This window comes from Pseudomonas mosselii, from assembly GCF_005796105.1.
GTDB lineage: Bacteria > Pseudomonadota > Gammaproteobacteria > Pseudomonadales > Pseudomonadaceae > Aquipseudomonas > Aquipseudomonas mosselii_C.
Map to the genome: position 1 here is coordinate 34,852 of NZ_VAUO01000007.1, position 22,595 is coordinate 57,446.

At 62.4% G+C, this 22,595-nt stretch carries 18 protein-coding genes and 1 tRNA gene; 16 read left to right on the top strand and 3 right to left on the bottom strand.

Going from position 1 to position 22,595, the window contains the following annotated elements:
* The 7 genes from apaG (at position 1) to FEM01_RS15460 (ending at position 7,938) form a co-directional block, all read left to right on the top strand.
* Positions 1-381 (top strand): Co2+/Mg2+ efflux protein ApaG, encoded by a 381-nt coding sequence (apaG, locus tag FEM01_RS15430; protein WP_138220355.1) that lies wholly within the window; start codon positions 1-3, stop codon positions 379-381.
* Complete coding sequence (locus FEM01_RS15435) at positions 381-1,262, top strand: symmetrical bis(5'-nucleosyl)-tetraphosphatase (protein WP_138220356.1); 882 nt, start codon at positions 381-383, stop codon at positions 1,260-1,262. The genes apaG and FEM01_RS15435 overlap by 1 nt, the downstream gene beginning before the upstream one ends.
* Positions 1,259-1,588: a thiosulfate sulfurtransferase GlpE gene (gene glpE, locus FEM01_RS15440; RefSeq protein ID WP_138220357.1), complete on the top strand. Its 330-nt coding sequence runs from the start codon at positions 1,259-1,261 to the stop codon at positions 1,586-1,588. Before FEM01_RS15435 ends, glpE begins: the two co-directional genes overlap by 4 nt.
* 283 nt (positions 1,589-1,871) lie before the next feature.
* The gene (locus tag FEM01_RS15445) at positions 1,872-3,794 is read left to right on the top strand and encodes a PrkA family serine protein kinase (RefSeq protein ID WP_138220358.1); all 1,923 of its coding nucleotides are present in this window, start codon (positions 1,872-1,874) and stop codon (positions 3,792-3,794) included.
* A gap of 141 nt (positions 3,795-3,935) precedes the next feature.
* Entirely contained in the window at positions 3,936-5,207 is a 1,272-nt protein-coding gene (locus FEM01_RS15450) for a YeaH/YhbH family protein (protein ID WP_138220359.1), read from the top strand.
* Positions 5,204-6,772: a SpoVR family protein gene (locus FEM01_RS15455; RefSeq protein WP_138220360.1), complete on the top strand. Its 1,569-nt coding sequence runs from the start codon at positions 5,204-5,206 to the stop codon at positions 6,770-6,772. Before FEM01_RS15450 ends, FEM01_RS15455 begins: the two co-directional genes overlap by 4 nt.
* Before the next feature lie 59 nt (positions 6,773-6,831).
* Complete coding sequence (locus FEM01_RS15460; protein ID WP_138220361.1) at positions 6,832-7,938, top strand: multifunctional CCA tRNA nucleotidyl transferase/2'3'-cyclic phosphodiesterase/2'nucleotidase/phosphatase; 1,107 nt, start codon at positions 6,832-6,834, stop codon at positions 7,936-7,938.
* 48 nt (positions 7,939-7,986) lie between these two features.
* On the opposite strand, the gene folK is transcribed toward FEM01_RS15460, so the two are convergent.
* Positions 7,987-8,496, bottom strand: coding sequence for a 2-amino-4-hydroxy-6-hydroxymethyldihydropteridine diphosphokinase (folK, locus tag FEM01_RS15465; RefSeq protein WP_138220362.1), 510 nt, complete (start codon positions 8,494-8,496; stop codon positions 7,987-7,989).
* A complete protein-coding gene (gene folB / locus FEM01_RS15470) occupies positions 8,487-8,843 on the bottom strand; it encodes a dihydroneopterin aldolase (protein WP_138220363.1) in 357 nt (118 codons plus the stop codon). The genes folK and folB overlap by 10 nt, the downstream gene beginning before the upstream one ends.
* Positions 8,844-8,917: 74 nt before the next feature.
* Between folB and plsY the strand changes: the two genes are divergently transcribed.
* A complete protein-coding gene (gene plsY, locus FEM01_RS15475) occupies positions 8,918-9,487 on the top strand; it encodes a glycerol-3-phosphate 1-O-acyltransferase PlsY (RefSeq protein ID WP_138220364.1) in 570 nt (189 codons plus the stop codon).
* 26 nt (positions 9,488-9,513) lie between these two features.
* Here plsY and tsaD read toward each other — a convergent pair whose 3' ends face one another.
* Positions 9,514-10,539: a tRNA (adenosine(37)-N6)-threonylcarbamoyltransferase complex transferase subunit TsaD gene (tsaD, locus tag FEM01_RS15480; protein ID WP_138220365.1), complete on the bottom strand. Its 1,026-nt coding sequence runs from the start codon at positions 10,537-10,539 to the stop codon at positions 9,514-9,516.
* A gap of 205 nt (positions 10,540-10,744) precedes the next feature.
* Between tsaD and rpsU the strand changes: the two genes are divergently transcribed.
* The 8 genes from rpsU to FEM01_RS15520 all read left to right on the top strand — a co-directional run bounded on the left by rpsU (position 10,745) and on the right by FEM01_RS15520 (position 22,555).
* Positions 10,745-10,960: a 30S ribosomal protein S21 gene (gene rpsU / locus FEM01_RS15485; RefSeq protein WP_003255575.1), complete on the top strand. Its 216-nt coding sequence runs from the start codon at positions 10,745-10,747 to the stop codon at positions 10,958-10,960.
* A gap of 277 nt (positions 10,961-11,237) precedes the next feature.
* On the top strand, positions 11,238-13,229 hold the full coding sequence (gene dnaG / locus FEM01_RS15490; RefSeq protein WP_138220366.1) for a DNA primase: 1,992 nt from the start codon (positions 11,238-11,240) through the stop codon (positions 13,227-13,229).
* A gap of 67 nt (positions 13,230-13,296) precedes the next feature.
* On the top strand, positions 13,297-15,147 hold the full coding sequence (gene rpoD, locus FEM01_RS15495) for an RNA polymerase sigma factor RpoD (protein ID WP_138220367.1): 1,851 nt from the start codon (positions 13,297-13,299) through the stop codon (positions 15,145-15,147).
* A gap of 118 nt (positions 15,148-15,265) precedes the next feature.
* Positions 15,266-19,009 carry a bifunctional diguanylate cyclase/phosphodiesterase gene (locus FEM01_RS15500; protein WP_138220368.1) on the top strand — a complete coding sequence of 1,248 codons (3,744 nt, stop codon included), beginning with the start codon at positions 15,266-15,268 and terminating at the stop codon, positions 19,007-19,009.
* Between the two features lie 17 nt (positions 19,010-19,026).
* Positions 19,027-19,103: transfer RNA gene (locus FEM01_RS15505), tRNA-Ile, on the top strand.
* A 337-nt stretch (positions 19,104-19,440) separates the two neighbouring features.
* Positions 19,441-19,902 (top strand): Lrp/AsnC family transcriptional regulator, encoded by a 462-nt coding sequence (locus FEM01_RS15510; RefSeq protein ID WP_138220369.1) that lies wholly within the window; start codon positions 19,441-19,443, stop codon positions 19,900-19,902.
* Positions 19,903-20,060: 158 nt separating this feature from the next.
* Entirely contained in the window at positions 20,061-21,743 is a 1,683-nt protein-coding gene (locus FEM01_RS15515; RefSeq protein WP_138220370.1) for a flavin monoamine oxidase family protein, read from the top strand.
* A gap of 17 nt (positions 21,744-21,760) precedes the next feature.
* Entirely contained in the window at positions 21,761-22,555 is a 795-nt protein-coding gene (locus tag FEM01_RS15520) for a carbon-nitrogen hydrolase family protein (RefSeq protein ID WP_138220371.1), read from the top strand.
* The last annotated feature ends 40 nt before the right edge of the window (positions 22,556-22,595 follow it).

Consider the following 22,595-nt stretch of genomic DNA (forward strand, 5'->3'; position numbering starts at 1 on the left):
ATGTCCGACCCCCGCTACCAAATCGACGTCAGCGTCGTGACCCGTTATCTCAAAGACCAGTCCGACCCCGAAAGCAACCGTTTCGCCTTCGCCTACACCATCACGGTGCAGAACAATGGCACCCTCAAAGCCAAACTGATGTCGCGCCACTGGCGCATCACCAATGGCGACGGTGAGGTCGAAGAGGTGCGTGGGGCCGGCGTGATCGGCCAGCAGCCGCTGATCGAGCCTGGCCAAAGCCACACCTACAGCAGCGGCGCGGTCATCAGTACCCGCGTCGGCACCATGCAGGGCAGTTACCAAATGTTCGCCGAGGACGGCAAGCGCTTCGACGCGACCATCGCACCGTTTCGTCTAGCCGTGCCTGGGGCGCTGCACTGATGGCTACCTACGCGGTCGGCGACCTGCAAGGCTGCCTGCAGCCGCTCAAGTGCCTGCTCGAACGCGTGCGCTTCGACCCCGCCGTCGATCGCCTGTGGCTGGTGGGCGACTTGGTCAACCGGGGCCCCGAGTCGCTCGAAACCCTGCGTTACCTGTATTCCATTCGCCAGTCCTTGGTGTGCGTACTGGGCAACCACGACCTGCACCTGCTGGCGGCCTGGCACAATATCGAGCGCCTTAAGAAAAGCGACACCCTGCGCGAGATCATCGAAGCCCCGGATGCCGACCAGCTGTTCGATTGGCTGCGCCAGCAAAAGCTGCTGCATTACGACGAGACCCGTGGAATCGCCATGGCGCATGCCGGCATTCCGCCGCAATGGACCCTCGGCAAAGCCTTGGAGCTGGCGGCGGAAGTCGAGCAGGTGCTGCGCGACGACAACCGCCTCAAGCCCTACCTCGACGGCATGTATGGCAACGAGCCAAACAAGTGGAGCAAGGACCTTACCGGCGTGGAACGCCTGCGGGTGATCACCAACTACTTCACCCGCATGCGCTTCTGCACTGCCACCGGCAAGCTCGACCTCAAGAGTAAGGAAGGCCTGGACAGCGCACCGAAAGGCTACAAGCCCTGGTTCGAACACCCCGAGCGCCGCTCGCGGCATGTGAAGATCATCTTCGGCCACTGGGCCGCCCTCGAAGGCCGCGTCCAGGTGCCCGGGGTGATCGCCCTCGACACCGGCTGCGTGTGGGGCGGTGCGATGACCCTGTACAACGTCGACAGCGGCCAATACCACCGCTGCGACTGCACCCGCGAGGGCACCCCTCGCCCCCCGGCACAACCGACTGGCCCACTGACCAGCCCTGAAGGAACCGCACCATGAGCGAATTCAAGCGCATTTCCCCCGAGCAGGCCCTGGACCTGCGTGCAAAAGGCGCGGTGGTGGTCGATATTCGCGACCCGCAAGCCTATGCCGCCGGCCACATCACCGGCTCCACTCACCTGGACAACCACTCGGTAGCCGACTTCATCCGCGGCGCGGACCTCGATGCGCCGACGCTGGTGGTCTGTTACCACGGCAATTCCAGCCAGAGCGCAGCGGCCTACCTCGCCGGCCAGGGCTTCTCCGACGTCTACAGCGTCGATGGCGGCTTCGAGCTGTGGCGCGCCACCTACCCGGCCGAAACCGCCCAAGGCCAAGCCGAATAAATTTTTCATTTTCACTGCAGCCCGCGTTCCGCGCGGGCTCGCGACCAACCAGACGAACGGTCGCAAGGGTCTTCTTTCCCTCCCTACCCTTGACCTTGCTCAGAACCAACTACTCTTAAGTTCAGGCCATCCAAAAAGGGGAGAGCCGGTACACCGGCGTGCGGGTCATCGGTAGCGCTTCAGGGTGTTCTGGGGGGTATACAGCAATCGGGCCATCCCGCTTGCATGCCAGCATCAGCTGACTGATCCGGCGTCGTCTCCACGTATCGAGCGAGGTGACGTCATGAGCATTTTTAGCCACTTCCAACAACGCTTCGAGTCCACGCGTCAGGAAGAACTTTCGCTGCAGGAGTACCTCGAGCTGTGCAAAGAGGATCGCAGTGCCTATGCCTCGGCGGCCGAACGGCTGTTGCTGGCCATCGGCGAACCAGAGCTGATCGACACCTCTACCAACTCCAGGCTGTCGCGAATCTTCTCCAACAAGGTGATTCGTCGCTACCCGGCCTTTGCCGACTTCCACGGGATGGAAGAGTGCATCGACCAAATCGTGTCCTACTTCCGCCATGCAGCCCAAGGCCTGGAAGAAAAGAAACAGATCCTCTATCTGCTGGGCCCGGTCGGCGGCGGCAAGTCGTCGTTGGCCGAAAAACTCAAGCAATTGATGGAAAGGGTGCCCTTCTACGCCATCAAGGGCTCCCCAGTCTTCGAATCACCACTCGGGCTGTTCAACGCCACTGAAGACGGGGCGATCCTCGAAGAGGAATACGGCATCTCGCGGCGCTACCTCAACACCATCATGTCGCCCTGGGCGACCAAGCGTCTGCAAGAGTTCGGCGGCGATATCAGCAAGTTCCGGGTGGTCAAGCTCTACCCCTCCATCCTCAACCAGATCGCCATTGCCAAGACCGAGCCGGGCGATGAGAACAACCAAGACATCTCGGCCCTGGTGGGCAAGGTGGATATCCGCAAGCTCGAGGAGTTCCCACAGAACGACGCCGATGCCTACAGCTATTCGGGCGCACTGTGCCGGGCCAACCAGGGCCTGATGGAATTCGTCGAGATGTTCAAGGCACCGATCAAGGTACTGCACCCGCTGCTCACCGCCACGCAGGAAGGCAACTACAACAGCACCGAAGGCCTGGGCGCGATTCCTTATTCAGGCATTCTGCTGGCCCACTCCAACGAATCGGAATGGCACACCTTCCGCAACAACAAGAACAACGAAGCGTTCATCGATCGGATCTACATCGTCAAGGTACCGTACTGCCTGCGTGTCAGCGACGAGATCAAGATTTACGACAAGCTGCTGATCAACAGCTCCCTGGCCAAGGCCCATTGCGCCCCTGACACCCTCAAGATGCTCGCCCAGTTCACCGTACTGTCGCGCTTGAAAGAGCCGGACAACTCGAACATCTACTCGAAGATGCGGGTGTATGACGGCGAGAACCTCAAGGACACCGACCCGAAAGCCAAGTCGATCCAGGAGTACCGCGATGCGGCTGGCGTCGACGAAGGCATGAATGGCCTGTCGACTCGCTTCGCCTTCAAGATCCTCTCCAAGGTGTTCAACTTCGACCCGCACGAAGTAGCGGCCAACCCGGTGCACCTGCTGTACGTGCTGGAGCAGCAGATCGAGCAGGAGCAGTTCCCCGCCGAGGTGCGCGAGCGTTACCTGCGCTACCTGAAAGAGTACCTGGCACCGCGTTACATCGAGTTCATCGGCAAGGAGATTCAGACCGCGTACCTGGAGTCCTACAGCGAGTACGGCCAGAACATCTTCGACCGCTACGTGCTGTACGCCGACTTCTGGATCCAGGACCAGGAATACCGCGACCCGGAAACCGGCGAAATCCTCAACCGCATCGCCCTCAACGAGGAGCTGGAGAAGATCGAGAAACCGGCCGGCATCAGCAATCCGAAGGATTTCCGCAACGAGATCGTCAACTTCGTGCTGCGCGCCCGGGCCAACAACAACGGCAAGAACCCCAGCTGGCTGAGTTACGAGAAGCTGCGGGTGGTGATCGAGAAGAAAATGTTCTCCAACACCGAGGACCTGCTGCCGGTCATCAGCTTCAACGCCAAGGCCAGCAAGGAGGATCAACAGAAGCACAACGACTTCGTCACCCGGATGGTCGAGCGTGGCTACACCGACAAGCAGGTGCGCCTGCTCTCGGAATGGTACCTGCGAGTCAGGAAATCGCAATAAAGCGGCAAGCGACAAGCCGCACGCTGCAAGCTGCACAGCGCCGCGCGCGAGCCCGGCGCCACAGCTTGCAGCGGCGCTGGTTGCTCTTTCTTGCAGCTTGAAGCTTGTGGCTTGCAGCTGTACCCAGCTACCGGAGGGCCCATGAGCTACGTTATCGACCGACGCCTGAACGGCAAGAACAAGAGCACGGTCAATCGCCAGCGCTTCCTGCGGCGGTACCGTGAGCACATCAAGAAAGCTGTCGAAGAAGCCGTGAGCCGGCGCTCGATCATGGACATGGAGCACGGCGAACAGATCAGCATTCCGGGTCGCGACATCGACGAGCCGGTGCTGCACCATGGCCGTGGCGGCAAGCAGACCATCGTGCACCCCGGCAACAAGGAGTTCACTGCCGGCGAACACATCGCCCGCCCACAAGGCGGCGGCGGAGGTGGCGGACGCGGCAAAGCCGGCAACTCCGGCGAAGGCATGGACGACTTCGTGTTCCAGATCACCCAGGAAGAATTCCTCGAGTTCATGTTCGAGGACCTGGAGCTGCCCAACCTGGTCAAGCGCCACCTGACCGGCGCCGACACCTTCAAGACCGTTCGTGCCGGCATCGCCAACGAGGGCAACCCCTCGCGCATCAACATCGTGCGCACGCTGCGCTCAGCCCATGCCCGGCGCATTGCCCTGACCGGCAGCAGCCGCGCCCTGCTGCGCGAAGCGCAAAAGGAACTGGAGCGCCTGCGCGTCGAAGAGCCGGACAACTTCACCGATATCCAGGACACCGAAGCCGAGATCGAACGTCTCAAGGCGCGCATCAATCGCCTGCCGTTCCTCGACACCTTCGACCTCAAGTACAACCTGCTGGTCAAGCAGCCCAACCCCAGTTCCAAGGCGGTGATGTTCTGCCTGATGGACGTGTCTGGCTCGATGACCCAGGCCACCAAGGACATCGCCAAGCGCTTTTTCATCCTGCTGTACCTGTTCCTCAAGCGGAACTACGACCGCATCGAGGTGGTGTTCATTCGCCACCACACCAGCGCCCGCGAAGTGGACGAGGAGGAGTTCTTCTACTCCCGCGAAACCGGCGGCACCATCGTCTCCAGCGCGCTCAAGCTGATGCAGGAGATCATGGCCGAGCGCTACCCGGCCAGCGACTGGAACATCTACGCCGCCCAGGCTTCCGACGGCGACAACTGGAACGACGACTCGCCCATCTGCCGCGACATCCTCGCCAAGCAGATCATGCCGCACGTGCAGTACTACACTTACGTCGAGATCACCCCGCGCGAACACCAGGCGCTGTGGTACGAGTACGAACGCATCGGCGAAGCCTTCCCCGACACCTTCGCCCAGCAGCAGTTGGTATCGGCCGGTGATATCTATCCGGTCTTCCGTGAACTCTTCCAGCGCAGGTTAGCCACATGACCGCCAGGACACAGAGACGCCAACCTATTTCCGTGGGCTCGGAATGGACGTTCGAGCTGATCCAGACCTACGACCGCGAAATCAGCCGGCTGGCTGCGCGCTACGCGCTGGATACCTATCCCAACCAGATCGAGGTGATCACCGCCGAGCAAATGATGGACGCATATGCCTCGGTGGGCATGCCGCTGGGCTATCACCACTGGTCCTACGGCAAGCAGTTCCTCAGCACCGAGAAATCCTACAGCCGCGGCCAGATGGGCCTGGCCTACGAGATCGTGATCAACTCCGATCCGTGCATCGCCTACCTGATGGAAGAAAATACCATGTGCATGCAGGCACTGGTGATTGCCCACGCCTGCTATGGCCACAACAGCTTTTTCAAGGGCAACTACCTGTTCCGCACCTGGACCGACGCCAGCTCGATCATCGACTACCTGGTGTTCGCCAAGCAGTACATCGCCCAGTGCGAGGAACGCCACGGCATCGACGCCGTCGAGGATCTGATCGACTCCTGCCACGCCCTGATGAACTACGGCGTGGACCGCTACAAGCGTCCTTACCCGATTTCCGCCGAGGAGGAACGCCGGCGCCAGAAAGAACGCGAGGAACACCTGCAACGGCAGATCAACGACCTGTGGCGCACCATCCCCAAGGGTGCGGAAAAGGCCGGCGAGAAAGACGACGCGCGCTTCCCGGCCGAACCACAGGAAAACATCCTGTACTTCATCGAAAAGCACGCTCCGCTTCTGGAACCCTGGCAGCGCGAGGTGGTGCGTATCGTGCGCAAGATTGCGCAGTACTTCTATCCACAGCGCCAGACCCAGGTCATGAACGAAGGCTGGGCCACCTTCTGGCACTACACCCTGATGAACGACCTGTATGACGAAGGCCTGATCACCGACGGCTTCATGATGGAGTTTCTCCAGTCACACACCAGCGTGGTGTTCCAGCCGGGCTTCGACAGCCCTTACTACAGCGGCATCAACCCCTATGCGCTGGGGTTCGCCATGTATACCGACATCCGCCGCATGTGCGAAAACCCAACCGATGAGGATCGCCACTGGTTCCCCGAGATTGCTGGCAGCGATTGGCTTTCTACCATCAAGTTCGCCATGAGTAGCTTCAAGGACGAGAGTTTCATCCTGCAGTACCTGTCGCCCAAGGTGATGCGCGACCTGAAGCTGTTCAGCATCCTAGACGACGATCAGCGCGACGACCTGCTGGTGCCCGCGATCCACGACGAAGATGGCTACCGTACCATTCGCGAACAACTGGCCGCCCAGTACAACCTGGGCAACCGTGAACCCAACGTACAGATCTGGAGCATCGACCGGCGCGGCGACCGCTCCCTCACCCTTCGCCACCAACAGCACAACCGCAAGCCGCTGGGCGACTCGACCGAGGAGGTGCTCAAGCACCTGCACCGTCTGTGGGGCTTCGACATCCACCTGGAAACCGTACAAGGCGATCAGGTGGTCAAGACCCATCACATGCCACCGCGCAGCGAGCATGGCGAGGCCAGCGACTACGGGCGTATGGACTTGGCCGTAGTGCATCACCTCTAGGGCAAGCCTTCTCCATTACTGCCGACAAGGTATCCTGTCGGCAGTAATGGAGGTTCAACATGCAGATCTACAAGGTTGGCGGCGCCGTGCGCGACCGCCTGCTCGGCCGCGCGGTCAGCGATATCGACTGGCTAGTGGTCGGCGCCACCGTCGAGCAGATGCAGGCCAAGGGCTTTCGCCCGGTGGGCGCTGATTTTCCGGTTTTTCTCCACCCGCGTACGGGCGAGGAATACGCCCTCGCCCGTACCGAACGCAAAAGCGGGCGCGGGTACGGCGGTTTCACGTTCCATGCCAGCCCTGATGTCACCCTCGAACAAGACCTTATCCGCCGCGACCTGACCATCAATGCCATGGCCGAGGACGAGCACGGCCAGCTGTACGATCCCTATCAGGGCAAGGCCGACCTGGAAAGCCGCATTCTGCGCCACGTTTCACCGGCGTTCGCCGAAGATCCCTTGCGTGTACTGCGCGTCGCCCGCTTCGCCGCACGCTACGCCCCGCTGGGTTTCCACGTGGCTGACGACACCCTCGCCCTCATGCGCCAGATCAGTGAATCAGGCGAGTTGCAGGCACTGACCGCCGAACGCAGTTGGAAGGAGATCGAGCGGGCACTGCTGGAAAGCGAGCCCCAGGTCTTTTTCGAGGTGCTGGAGCGCTGCGGCGCCTTGCACGAACTCATGCCCGAACTGGAGCACAGCCTCGAATCACTGGCGACGCTACAACAGGCCGCCCAGCAACAGCAGCCGCTGGCAGTACGCTGGGCGTGCTTGCTGCGCGAGCTGGAACCTGCGGCGATCAAGGCGCTCAACCAGCGTTTCAAGGCGCCGCGCGAATGCCAGGAGCTGGCGGTGCTGGTGGGTGAGTTTGCCGAGAAGGCTGACAGTGCACTGTCACTGACACCTGTTGAGCTACTGGAGATGCTGCAGAAATTCGATGTGTATCGGCGGCCGCAGCGCTTTGAGGACTTTATCGCCGCATGCGAGGCGGCAGCGCTGGGGCATGGCCAACCCGGTTATCCACAGGCTGAGTACCTGCGCGGGGCTTCGGCAGCGGCGCGCAACGTGGATGTGCAGCCGTTGGTACGGGCCGGGCTCACCGGCCAAGCCCTGGGTGAGGCGCTCAAAGGTGAGCGACTGAGCGCGCTCAAGGCTTACAGAATAGGCTGACGCTACCAGCCTCTTCGCGGGCTTGCCCGCGAATAGGCTGGTACAGGCTCACATCGGGGTCAGTTGCAACCCACGCCATTCGAACGGCACCGGCGCCAGCACCTGCTCGATGCGCGCCTCTTGCCACAACTGCGCCATCGACTTGCCCACCTCCGGGTGCACCAGCTCGGGCGCCAGCAGCGACAGCGGCCAGAGTACGAAGGCGTTCTTCAGTATCTCGGCGCGTGGCAACACCAGCCCGTTGAATGTGCCATGTAGCTCGTCATACATCAGCACGTCGATATCCAATGGCAAGCCTTTGCGCTCAGGCGCATAGCGACCATTGTCAGCCTCGATGAACTTGAGCCGGCGATCGAGTTCCAGCAAGGGCAAGTCGGTCTTGCCACACACCACCAGGTTGAGGAACGGCCCACTCTTGATCCCCACCGGCTGGCTTTCGAATACCGTGGAACAGTGCATGTCGCTCAACATGCCCGCCAGGGCATCGAGGCCCGCGCACAGGTGCCGCTCGCGGTCGATATTGCTGCCCAGCCCGAGGTAAACCGTACTCAGAGACATCCGCGCTCGATCTCCACGCCTACACCACCACGGGCCGCCGGCACAGCGCCCGGCTTGGTCAGCTTCAAGCGCACCCAAGGAATGTCGAACTCGGCCATCAGCACGGCCACCAAACGCTCGGCGAAGGTCTCGACCAACTCGAAGCGGGCCTGCTCGGCAAAGGCCTGGATCCGCGCCGACACGCTGGCATAGTCCAGCGCCAGGGCCAGGTCGTCACCGGCCGCTGCCGGGCGGTTGTCCCAGGCGAAACTCAGGTCCAGGCGCAGGCACTGGCGAATATCCCGCTCCCAGTCATAGGCACCGATGACGGTATCGACTTCCAGGCCTTCGATGAACACTCTGTCCAAGCACTTCTCTCCACAGCACGACAAGGGCGACGGGCGCCGTTAGAATCAGGGCGTCCTCGCCCGGAATAGTTAGCATGTTTTGGTCACTGGCGCTGCTTGCCTACCTGCTTGGCTCTGTGTCCTTCGCCATCGTCCTGAGCCGCCTCAATGGCAGCCCCGACCCACGCTCCTGTGGCTCGGGCAACGCGGGCGCGACCAACATGCTGCGTCTGGCAGGCCGCAAACTGGCGATCCTCACCCTGCTCGGCGATCTGTGCAAGGGCCTGTTGCCCGTGCTGCTGGCACGCCTGGCCGGGCTCGACCTGCAAGCGCAAGCCTGGGTCGGGGTTTGCGCGGTACTGGGCCACCTGTTCCCGCTGTACTTCCGCTTCCAGGGCGGCAAGGGCGTCGCCACCGCCGCCGGCATGCTCATGGCGTTGTATTTCCCGGCAGCGCTGCTGGCCATCGGCGCATGGCTGCTGACCTTCTGGCTGACCCGCACCAGCTCGCTGGCGGCGCTGATCGCCACGCCCCTGATCCTGCCTCTGCTGGCCTGGCGCGAGCCTGCGGCCCTGCTGCCGATGAGCGTACTGACGGTCATGATCGTCTGGCGTCACCGCAGCAACCTACGTGACCTGTTCGCCGGGCGCGAACGGCATTTCTGACACGCCGCGCCTGCACCCACTGACTTTCAGACCGGCGGCAACTGCTCCATCGGCCAGCGTGCCTGCACGCTGATTGCCAAGTCTTGTTGCTGTCCGGCCAACAGGCGCTGGCAGCCGGCATAAGCGATCATCGCGCCGTTGTCGGTGCAAAAACGCGGGCGGGCGTAATAAACATTGCCCTTGATACTGTCCAGCATCGCCTCGAGCGAGGTACGCAGGGCCTGATTGGCACTCACCCCACCGGCAATGACCAAGCGCTTGAGGCCGGTCTGCTTGAGGGCGCGCTTGCACTTGAAGGTGAGAGTCTCCACCACGGCCTGTTGGAAGGCCAGCGACACGTCGCAACGGGTTTGTTCGTTGTCGTCTCCGGCATCGCGGCACTGCTGCCAGGTGTTCAAGGCAAAGGTCTTGAGACCACTGAAGCTGAACTGCAAACCTGGACGGTCGCACATCGGACGTGGGAACACGAAGCGCCCCGGCGTACCCTGCTCGGCCAAACGGGCGATCTCGGGGCCGCCCGGATAATTGAGCCCGATCAGCTTGGCGGTCTTGTCGAAGGCCTCGCCAGCGGCATCGTCCAGGCTCTCGCCGAGCAACTCATAGCGACCGATACCATCGACACGCACCAGCTGGGTGTGCCCACCGGAGACCAACAAAGCGACGAACGGAAACGCTGGCGGCTGCTCTTCGAGCATCGGTGCCAGCAAATGGCCTTCCATATGGTGCACGCCAATGGCCGGAATATCCCAGGCGAACGCCAGGGCCTGGGCGCACGAGGCCCCCACCAGCAGCGCACCGACCAGGCCAGGACCTGCGGTGTAGGCGATGGCGTCGATATCGGCAGCGACGCGGTCGGCCTCCTGCAACACCTGGCGGATCAGCGGCAGCATGCGCTTGACGTGATCGCGCGAGGCAAGCTCCGGCACCACGCCGCCATAGACGCGGTGCAGGTCGATTTGACTGAACAGCGCATCGGCCAACAGGCCGCGTTCACTGTCGTATAATGCGACACCGGTTTCGTCGCAGGATGTTTCTAATCCCAGTACTAGCATGGGTCCGTGCCTTGTGGAGGCTGAATTCGAAGGCGCGCATGATAGTCCCCGTACCCTGTGCCGACCAGCGGTTTTCGATCAGAGGCTTTGCATTCCGGCCAGCTAAGGGTTAACATCCGCAACCCTTGAAAACCGACGTTCTCCAGCACACCTTATGTTTTGCCAGGAGCACGTCTACCCCGGTAATGAATTAAGGTAGCCCTGGATGCCAGCCGTCAAAGTTAAAGAGAACGAACCCTTCGACGTAGCTCTGCGTCGTTTCAAGCGCTCCTGCGAAAAAGCCGGTGTACTGGCTGAAGTTCGTAGCCGCGAGTTTTACGAGAAGCCGACCGCCGAGCGTAAGCGCAAAGCCGCTGCCGCTGTTAAGCGTCACGCCAAGAAAGTTCAGCGCGAACAGCGCCGCGCCGTTCGTCTGTACTAATACAGACGTTCTTCGCAAAGCTTCTGCCAAGCCCGGCCTCGTGCCGGGTTGATGGTAGCGGTTGCTTCAAGCCCTAGGCCATGCGCCTTGGGTGCCCCGGCAAAAGCCATGGGCAATCTGCAACAACGCGTCAGAACTGGTCTTTGACCAGGCGTGCACGTCCTTTCTGACGAGCCATTCGTGGCTGGTGACGAGCACACACCCTCTCCTGCAAAACCCCACGCCAAACCCGCGCACAAGCGTTTAGACTTGCCAGTTGCCAGATGACGAGGCTGCCATGGCCGGGCTGATTCCCCAAAGTTTCATCGATGATCTTCTGAACCGCACCGACATCGTCGATGTGGTGAGTTCGCGCGTCCAACTCAAGAAGACCGGCAAGAATCTCTCCGCCTGCTGCCCGTTCCACAAGGAAAAATCCCCTTCCTTCACCGTCAGCCCCGACAAGCAGTTCTACTACTGCTTCGGTTGCGGTGCCGGTGGCAACGCACTCGGCTTCATCATGGACCACGACAACCTGGATTTTCCCCAGGCCGTCGAGGAACTGGCCCGAGCCGCCGGCATGGAAGTGCCCCGCGAGGAGGGCAGGCGTGGACAAAAGCCCCGACAGCCGGTCGATTCGCCCCTATACCCGCTGCTCGAAGCCGCCACTGAGTTCTACCGCCAGGCCCTGCGCAGCCATCCGACCCGCAAAGCCGCGGTGGCGTACCTCAAGGGCCGCGGGCTGTCGGGGGAAATCGCCCGCGACTTCAGCCTGGGTTTCGCCCCACCCGGCTGGGACAACCTGCTCAAGCACCTGGGCGCCGATAGCCTGCAACAGAAGGTGATGATCGACGCCGGACTGCTGATCGAGAACGCCGAAAGCGGCAAGCGCTATGACCGCTTCCGCGACCGGGTGATGTTCCCTATCCGCGACAGCCGCGGCCGGGTGATCGCCTTCGGCGGTCGGGTACTGGGCGACGACAAGCCCAAGTACCTGAACTCCCCGGAAACCCCGGTATTCCACAAAGGCCAGGAGCTGTACGGCCTGTACGAGGCGCGCAAGCACAACCGCAACCTCGACGAGATCATCGTGGTCGAGGGCTACATGGACGTGATCGCCCTGGCCCAACAGGGCCTGCGCAATGCCGTGGCCACCCTCGGCACGGCCACCAGCGAGGAGCACCTCAAGCGACTGTTTCGCGTGGTGCCCAGCGTGCTGTTCTGTTTCGACGGCGACCAGGCCGGCCGCAAGGCCGCCTGGCGCGCCCTGGAATCGACGCTGTCGAGCCTGCAAGACGGACGCCGCGCGCGCTTTCTGTTCCTGCCCGAAGGCGAGGACCCGGACAGCCTCGTACGCGCCGAAGGCACCGACGCCTTCCTGGCACGCATCAACCAGCACGCACAGCCCCTGGCGGACTACTTCTTCGAGCAACTGAGCAGCGAGGCCGATCCGCGCTCGCTCGAAGGCAAGGCACACATGGCAACCCTCGCGGCGCCGCTGATCGAGCAAGTACCTGGCGCCAATCTGCGCCAGTTGATGCGCAACCGCCTGCGAGAAATTACCGGGCTCGATCCACAGCAGGTGGAGCAACTGGCGCAAAAGGCGCCAGCCAGCAACAGCGTACCGAACTACGACCCTGGCTACGACTATGACGCCATGGCCAGCTACGCGCCAGACTACGGCGATATGCAGCACATGCCCGACTACGCCCCGGCGAGCCAGGAGCAACCGGCCTGGACACCCCACAAAGGCGGCGGCAAGAAGTCGTGGGATGGCAAGCCGTGGGACAAGAAAGGCGGTAAGCCCTGGCGCCGCGATGGCCAGCGCGACGAAGTCCCACCGCGGGTGCCGGCGCCGGTGGAGCCGCCGACCCTGTCAGCGCTGCGCACCCTGCTGCACCACCCGCTGCTGGCCGGCAAGGTCGACGACGCAAGTCATTTTGCCGACGAAGAGCAGCTCTACAGCCAGTTGCTGGTGGCCCTGATCGAGGCCGCACAGAAGAATCCTAAGCTAAGCTCAATGCAGCTGATCGCACGCTGGCACGGAACCGAGCAAGGCCGCTTGCTGCGGGCGCTGGCCGAAAAGGAATGGCTGATCGATGCCGACAACCTTGAACAACAGTTTTTCGACACTATAACTAGCTTGACCGCCCGCCAGCGCGAGCGAAGCCTGGAACAATTGCTGAGGAAATCGCGTCAAAGCGAGTTGAGCACAGAGGAAAAATCCCAGCTGCTCGCCCTACTCAGTCGGAATGTTCCCGCACAAAACCCGACCTCATCTGGCGCGTGAGGTCCATGCTCGGGTATAATCCTCGGCTTGTTTTTTGCCCGCCAAGACCTTCAGTGGATAGGGTGTTATGTCCGGAAAAGCGCAACAGCAATCTCGTATCAAAGAGTTGATCACCCGCGGTCGTGAGCAGGGCTACCTGACTTACGCGGAGGTCAACGACCACCTGCCTGAGGATATTTCAGATCCGGAACAGGTGGAAGACATCATCCGCATGATCAACGACATGGGGATCAACGTATTCGAGAGTGCTCCGGATGCGGATGCCCTGTTGTTGGCGGAAGCCGACACCGACGAAGCCGCAGCCGAAGAAGCCGCAGCCGCGTTGGCTGCAGTCGAAACCGATATCGGCCGCACGACCGACCCTGTGCGCATGTACATGCGCGAAATGGGTACCGTCGAGCTGCTGACCCGCGAAGGCGAAATCGAAATCGCCAAGCGTATCGAGGAAGGCATTCGTGAAGTCATGGGCGCTATCGCCCACTTCCCGGGCACCGTCGACCACATCCTCGGCGAATACGACCGCGTCACCACCGAAGGTGGCCGCCTCTCCGACGTCCTCAGCGGTTACATCGATCCTGACGACAACATCGCCGCGCCGACCGAAGAGGTGCCGATCCCAGGCGCCAAGGCCGCTGCCGCGAAGGAAGAAGAGGACGAGGAAGAAGAGAGCGAAGAGAGCAGCGACGACGAGGAAGAGACCGAGAGCGGTCCGGACCCGGAAGTTGCCCGTCAGCGCTTCGGCGCCGTCGCCGACCAGCTCGCGATTACCCTCAAGGTATTGAAGAAGCACGGTCGCAGCCACGCCGACAGCATCGCAGCGATGCAGGCACTGGCCGACCTGTTCATGCCGATCAAGCTGGTACCCAAGCAGTTCGATGCGCTGGTAGAGCGCGTGCGCGGTGCTCTGGACCGCCTGCGCCAGCAAGAGCGTGCGATCATGCAGCTGTGCGTGCGTGACGCGCGTATGCCGCGTGCCGACTTCCTGCGCCTGTTCCCGAGCAACGAGACCGACCAGACCTGGTCCGGCGACCTCGCCAAGCGCAACACCAAATGGGCTGCCGCCCTGGGTGAGAAAGACGCCGCGATCGTCGCATGCCAGCAGAAACTGATCGACCTTGAGACCGAAACCGGCCTGACCGTCGCCGAGATCAAGGAAATCAACCGTCGCATGTCGATCGGCGAGGCCAAGGCCCGCCGCGCCAAGAAAGAAATGGTCGAGGCGAACCTGCGTCTGGTGATTTCCATCGCCAAGAAGTACACCAACCGTGGCCTGCAGTTCCTCGACCTGATTCAGGAAGGCAACATCGGTCTGATGAAGGCGGTGGACAAGTTCGAATACCGTCGTGGCTACAAGTTCTCGACCTACGCTACCTGGTGGATTCGCCAGGCGATAACCCGCTCGATTGCCGACCAGGCGCGCACCATCCGAATTCCGGTGCACATGATCGAGACCATCAACAAGCTCAACCGCATTTCCCGCCAGATGTTGCAGGAAATGGGTCGTGAACCGACCCCGGAAGAGCTGGGTGAGCGCATGGAGATGCCTGAGGACAAGATCCGCAAGGTCCTGAAGATCGCCAAAGAGCCGATCTCCATGGAAACCCCGATCGGTGACGACGAAGATTCGCACCTGGGCGACTTCATCGAGGACTCCACCATGCAGTCCCCTATCGATGTGGCCACGGTCGAAAGCCTCAAGGAAGCGACCCGTGACGTGCTCTCGGGCCTGACCGCACGCGAAGCCAAAGTGCTGCGCATGCGTTTCGGTATCGACATGAACACCGACCACACCCTCGAAGAGGTCGGCAAGCAGTTCGACGTGACCCGCGAGCGGATCCGTCAGATCGAAGCCAAGGCGCTGCGCAAGCTGCGCCACCCGACGCGAAGCGAGCACCTACGCTCGTTCCTCGACGAGTGATGAACAACCCCGGCACACGCCGGGGTTTTTTTATCCGCAAAAAGGTCGCGTACAGGGCCTACCCGGCCCGCCTGCCCGTCTACACTCGACGTCAGACCCCCTGATTCGAGAGGCCGTTATGCCCCTGATGCCGGCCCTTCTGTTGGTGTTCCTGTGCCTGTGGAACACAACGGCCGGCGCGCTTGCCCTGACTGACGAGGAAAAAGCCTGGCTCGGTGCCCATCCGCAGCTGCGCCTTGGCGTAGATGCGTCCTGGCCACCGTTCGAGTTTCGCGACCAGGAAGGTCGCTACCAGGGATTGGCCGCCGATTACATCGCATTGATTCAGGAGCGTTTGGGCATCACGCTCAAGCCTGTCGAGCCGAGCAGTTGGACAGAAGTGCTCGAACAGGCGCGCAGCAACCAGATCGACCTGCTGCCCGGCATCATGTCCACGCCTGAGAGGCAGAATTACCTGGCCTTCACGCGCCCCTACCTGGACTTTCCGATCGTCATTCTCGCCCACTCCGGCGCAGCCCAGCCACGCAACCTCAAGGACCTGTATGGCTTGAAGATCGCGGTGGTCGAGAACTACGCACCCCACGAGCTGCTGCGCACCCACCACCCCGACCTCAACCTAGTGGCCATGCCCAACGTCAGCTCCGCGCTGCAAGCCTTGGCCACCGATGAAGTGGACGCAGTGGTGGGCGACCTGGCCTCGAGCATCTGGAGCCTGCGCCAGCTCAAGCTCGACGGCCTGTATGTCAGCGGCGAGACGCCCTACCGCTACCAGCTGGCCATGGCCGCACCACGCGAGCAAAAGATCCTGGTGGGCATCCTCGACAAAGTCATGGCCGACATGAGCAGTGCCGAGGTCAGCCAGATCCAGCAACGCTGGGTGGGCAATGTGGTCGACCAGCGCAGCTTCTGGAACGACATGCTGATATACGGCCTACCAACGGCCGTGCTGTTGATGAGCGTGCTGATCGTGGTGATCCGCATCAACCGCAGGCTCAGCTCCGAGATTTCACGGCGCATCGCTCTGGAGCAGGAGCTGCGCAGCAGCGAGTATCACTACCGGGGCCTGATCGAAAGCCTCTCCGCCATCGCCTGGGAAGCCGACGCCAACGACTTCACCTACAGCTATGTCTCGCCGCATGCCGAGGACCTGCTCGGCTACCCGCTGGCCGAATGGCTCAAGCCCGGTTTCTGGCGCAGCATCCTGCACCCTGAAGATGCGTTGTGGGCCCAGGCGTTCTGCGACAGCGAGACCGCCGCTGGCCGCGACCACAGCCTTGACTATCGGGTGATCCGCGCCGATGGCCACGCCCTGTGGGTACGAAACATCGTCAGCATGATCCAGCACGGCCCCAAACCGCTGATGCGCGGCCTGATGATCGACATCAGCGAAACCAAGAAGACCGAGGATGCCCTGCGCCTGTCGGAACAGAAGTTCGCCTCGGTATTCCAGCAATGCCCCGACATCCTGGTGATTGCCCGGCACAGCGACGGCTGTCTGCTCGAAGTGAACGAAGCCTTCGAGGAGCAAATCGGCCTGAGCCCCGGTCAGGTTCTCGGGCGCACGGCCACCGAGCTGGACCTGTGGGGCGAGAACGGTACTGGCCCACTGTTGCTCGAACGCCTGCAACGCGGTGGTATCCGCAACATGGAAATGACCTTCCGGCGCAGCAATGGGCAACTGTTCACCGGCCTGACCTCGGCCGAAACCTTCGACTTGGATGGCAACCAGGCCTTCGTGGTCGCGGTGCGCGACATCAGCCAGCTCAAGGAAACCCAGGAGCAGTTGCAGATTTCCGAAGAAAAATTCGCCAAGGCCTTCCACGCCTCTCCAGACGGCTTGCTGTTGTCGCGCCAGAGCGACGGCTTGCTGCTGGAGGTGAACGAAGGCTTCTGCCGCCTGACCGGCTACAACATCACACCCACGGTCGACCAGACCTCGCTCGACCTTGGGATCTGGGTCGACCTGAACGAACGCCAGCGCTTAGTCGACGGCCTTCAGCGCGAGGGCTTCGTGCGCGACTTCAGTTGCCACATTCGCCGCAGCGACGGCCAGATCCGCCTGTGCGAGCTGTCCGCCCGCCCCCTGCCAATTGGCGGCGTCGACTGCATGCTGACCATCGCCCGCGACATTACCGAGCGCCACCTGATGCAGGAGAAACTGCAACTGGCCGCCACGGTGTTCGAAAACACCGCCGAAGGCGTGCTGATCACAGACCCCGACCAACGCATCAGCGCGGTCAACCGCGCGTTCAGCGAAATCACCGGCTACAGCGAGATCGAAGCCCTCGGCCAGACCCCGCGCCTGCTCGCCTCCGGCCAGCACGACAGCGCATTCTACGCCGCCATGTGGCATCAGCTGAATGCCGAAGGTCACTGGCAAGGCGAGATCTACAACAAGCGCAAGAACGGTGAGCTGTACCCCGGCTGGCTGACCATCAGCGCGGTGCGCAATCACGAGCGCGAGACCACCCACTTCGTTGCCGTGTTCGCGGATATCTCCAGCCTCAAGCACGCCCAGGCCAAGCTCGACTACCAGGCCCACCACGACCCACTGACCGGCCTGCCCAACCGCACCTTGTTCGAAAACCGCCTACAGGCCGCCTTGGCCTGTGCGCAGGCGTCCAACCGTCAGGGCGCGGTGCTGTTCCTCGACCTCGACCGTTTCAAGCACATCAACGACAGCCTCGGCCATCCGGTCGGCGACCTGCTGCTCAAGGGCATCGCCCAGCGCCTCAAGGAACAGGTGCGCGACGTCGACACCGTGGCCCGTCTGGGCGGCGACGAGTTCATCATCCTGCTGCCCGGCCTGCACAAGCCCAGTGACGCCAGCGCCATCGCCAACAAGCTGCTGGCCTGCTTCCACGCCCCGTTCCAGGCAGGCGAGCACGAGTTCTTCACCAGCGCCAGTATCGGGATCAGCCTGTATCCACAGGACGGCGCCGACACCGCCGAGCTGATCCGCAATGCCGATGCCGCGATGTACCGCTCCAAAGCTAAGGGCCGCAACCGAGTCGAGGCCTACACCCGCGACCTCACCGCCCAGGCCAGCGAGCGCATAGCCCTGGAACACGAACTGCGCCGCGCCATCGAGCGCAACGAGATGAGCCTGAGCTTCCAGCCCAAGTTCAGCCTCAAGACCCAATCCCTGGTCGGCGCCGAAGCGCTCGTGCGCTGGACCCACCCGACCTTCGGCGAAGTGCCACCCGAGCAGTTCATTCACCTGGCCGAAGAGAACGGCACCATCCTGCAACTCGGCGACTGGGTGCTCGAGCAGGCCGGCCGGCAGATGCACACCTGGAAACGCACCTACTGCCCCTTCGGCCCGCTGTCGATTAACCTGGCCGGTGCCCAGTTGCGCCAACCCAACCTGGCCAAGCGCATAGAACAGTTGCTCAAGACCTATCAACTCAAGGCCGGCGACCTGCAACTGGAGATCACCGAAAACTTCATCATGAGCCAGGCCGAGGAAGCGCTGAGCGTGCTGTATCAGCTCAAGCAGCTTGGCGTACAGCTGGCCATCGACGATTTCGGCACTGGTTATTCTTCGCTCAGTTACCTCAAGCGCCTGCCGCTGGATATCCTGAAGATCGACCAATCGTTCATTCGCGGCCTACCCGACGACCCCCACGACGCCGCCATCGCCCGCGCGATCATTGCCCTGGGCCGCAGCATGCAGCTGACCATCATCGCCGAGGGCGTGGAGAACCAGGCCCAGCAACGTTTCCTCGCCGCCGAAGGCTGCGCACAGATCCAGGGCTACATCGTCAGCTTGCCGCTCCCCCCCGAGGAGTTTGCCGCGACCTTCCTGCGCATAGCACTATCGGATCTTTCAGATGGCACACGATCGAAACCGTCGTTATAATCCGGCGCTCCTACTGAGGGCCTATAGCTCAGTCGGTTAGAGCAGAGGACTCATAATCCTTTGGTCCACGGTTCGAGTCCGTGTGGGCCCACCAAACGACCGAAGCCGCGCTACTGCGCGGCTTTTGCGTTTCTGAAGCTGCCTCGACAGCCACCTAAGGCAATGTGCCTTTAGCACACTCGTTCTATTTTCTCCCTCGATACCCCGCTACAGAATCCCGTGCAGCGCTTGGGTACTGGATCGAGGGCCTGACCGGGAGCAGCTATTCGCCCTGCTCCGCAACTGCCGCGCCGACCAGCGCCGCACGTTGAACAGGACACCTTGCTCAACTGACAGCGCCCGCTGACTACCGCCAGCCCCCACGACAACAGCGAGTGCTGGCGACAGCCGTCGATTGCGATAGGCTAGCGGTCCGAATTCAGGGACCTACCATGCCGGCCACTTCCACCATCACCCTCGACGAGATCGACCGTCAGCTGATCGCGCTGCTGCAAATCAACGCACGCGAAAGCGTCGCTACCCTCGCCCGTCACCTCGGTATCGCACGCACCACGGTGAACTCGCGACTGGAGCGCCTCGAACGGCACAAGGTCATCACCGGTTATGGCGTGCGCCTGGGCCAGCGCCTGGTCGGGGGTGGGCTGCAAGCCTACGTCGGCATCAAGGTGCAACCGCGCTCGGGCAAGGACATCGTCCGCCACCTCAGCGCCATGGGCCAAGTCCAGCAGCTCTGCGCGGTCAGTGGCGAGTTCGACTACGTGGCCTGGCTGCACAGCGATTCGCCCGAGCAACTGGACCAATTGCTCGATCAGATCGGCAGCCTCGACGGCGTGGAGAAAACCACCACGTCGATCATCCTCAGCAGCAAGGTGGACCGTGGGCAGCCGAGCTGACGATTTGCCATAAAAGTCATTCATAACGACGAAACAATCAACATATCGACAGCACTCTGCCTCTTATTTACGAACACCCCGCTGCCTAAAATGACCTCCAGGCATTTTCTATACTCAGGCTCCGCCCCCCCTGCGCAGCCCTCTGGCAAGGTCATTTCATGAACAAGAACAACCGCCACCCCGCCGACGGTAAGAAGCCCATCACGATCTTCGGCCCGGACTTTCCGTTCGCCTTCGACGACTGGCTGGAACACCCGGTCGGGCTGGGCAGCATCCCGCCCGAGCGGCACGGGGAAGAGGTGGCGATCGTTGGCGGCGGGATTGCTGGGCTGGTGGCGGCTTACGAATTGATGAAGCTGGGCCTCAAGCCTGTGGTGTACGAGGCCTCGAAACTCGGTGGCCGGCTGCGCTCGCAAGTATTCAACGGCACCGATGGCATCGTCGCCGAGTTGGGGGGCATGCGTTTCCCGGTGTCTTCGACGGCCTTCTATCACTACGTCGACAAACTGGGGCTTGAGACCAAGCCATTCCCCAACCCGCTCACCCCCGCCTCGGGCAGCACGGTGATCGACCTGGAAGGCCAGACCTATTACGCCGAAAAAGCCGCCGACCTGCCGGCGCTGTTCCATGAAGTGGCCGATGCCTGGGCCGACGCACTGGAGAGCGGCGCGCAGTTCAGCGAGATCCAGCAGGCCATCCGCGAGCGCGACGTACCGCGCCTCAAGGCCCTGTGGAACACACTGGTGCCGCTGTGGGACGACCGCACCTTCTATGACTTCGTCGCCACCTCGCGTTCGTTCGCCAAGCTGAGCTTCCAGCACCGCGAGGTGTTCGGCCAGGTCGGCTTTGGCACCGGGGGCTGGGATTCGGATTTCCCCAACTCGATGCTGGAGATCTTCCGCGTGGTCATGACCAACTGCGACGATCACCAGCATCTGGTGGTGGGCGGGGTCGAGCAAGTGCCCCAAGGCATCTGGCGCCATGTGCCACAGCGCTGCGCTCACTGGCCGGCCGGCACCAGCCTCAGCGGGCTGCACGGCGGCGCGCCGCGTACCGGGGTCAAGCGCATCGCACGCGCCAGTGACGGTCGCCTGGCGGTCACCGACAACTATGGCGACGTGCGTCACTACGCCGCCGTGCTCATCACCTGCCAGAGCTGGTTGCTGACCACACAGATCGACTGCGAGGAGTCGCTGTTCTCGCAGAAGATGTGGATGGCCCTGGACCGTACCCGCTACATGCAGGCGTCGAAGACCTTCGTGATGGTGGATCGGCCATTCTGGAAGGACAAGGACCCGCAGACCGGGCGCGACCTGATGAGCATGACCCTCACCGATCGCCTCACCCGCGGCACCTACCTGTTCGACAACGGCGACGACAAACCGGGGGTGATCTGCCTGTCCTACGCCTGGATGAGCGATGCCCTGAAGATGCTGCCGCACCCCACCGAAAAGCGCGTGCAACTGGCCCTCGATGCACTGAAAAAGATCTACCCCAAGACCGACATCGCCGGGCATATCATCGGTGACCCGATCACCATCTCGTGGGAGGCCGACCCCTACTTCCTGGGCGCTTTCAAGGGTGCACTGCCGGGCCACTACCGCTACAACCAGCGCATGTATGCGCACTTCATGCAGCAGGACATGCCGGCCGAGCAGCGTGGCATGTTCATCGCTGGTGACGATGTGTCATGGACACCGGCTTGGGTGGAAGGCGCAGTGCAGACATCGTTGAATGCGGTGTGGGGTATCATGACCCACTTCGGTGGCCGGACCCACCCGGACAACCCAGGACCGGGCGATGTGTTCGACGACATCGGGCCAATCGCTCTGGCCGACTGAACCCAAGGAGTCGTCGCATGCGCATCGCCCTGTACCAGGGCCACCCCGGCCCGCTGGACGTTCCCGGCAACCTCGTACGCCTGCGCCAGCAGGCCGAATATGCCGCCGCGCGTGGTGCCCAGTTGCTGGTGTGCCCGGAGATGTTCCTGAGCGGCTACAACATCGGCCTGGCACAGGTGAGCCGCCTGGCTGAGCCTGCCGACGGTCGGTCGGCACTGGCGGTGGCGGAGATCGCCCAGGCCCAGCGCATCGCCATCGTTTACGGCTACCCCGAGCAAGCCGGCGACGGCGCGCTGTACAACAGCGTGCAACTGATCGACGCCCAGGGGCGCAGCCTGTGCAACTACCGCAAGACCCACCTGTTCGGCACGCTCGACCGGGCCATGTTCAGTCCTGGCGCCGATCACTTCCCAGTGGTCGAGCTAGACGGCTGGAAGGTCGGCATGCTGATCTGCTACGACATCGAGTTCCCGGAGAACGCCCGGCGCCTGGCCTTGGCCGGTGCCGAGCTGATCTTGGTCCCAACGGCGAACATGGCGCCTTACGATTTCGTCTGCCAGGTGACCGTGCGCTCGCGGGCGCAGGAAAACCAGTGCTACCTGGTGTACGCCAACTATTGCGGCGCAGAGGGCGACATCCACTATTGCGGCCAGAGCAGCATCGTCGGCCCAGACGGCAGTCAGCTGGCGCTGGCCGCGCAAGAACCAGGCCTGCTGCTGGCAGACATTGAGCGTGAGCGCGTGGCACGTGGGCGCGAGGCATTCCCGTATCTGGCTGACCTGCGCCAGGATCTGCATTGGCGCCAGCGCTGAAAAGCTCGTCGCCGGATACGCTGCGCACTGGTTCCAGACA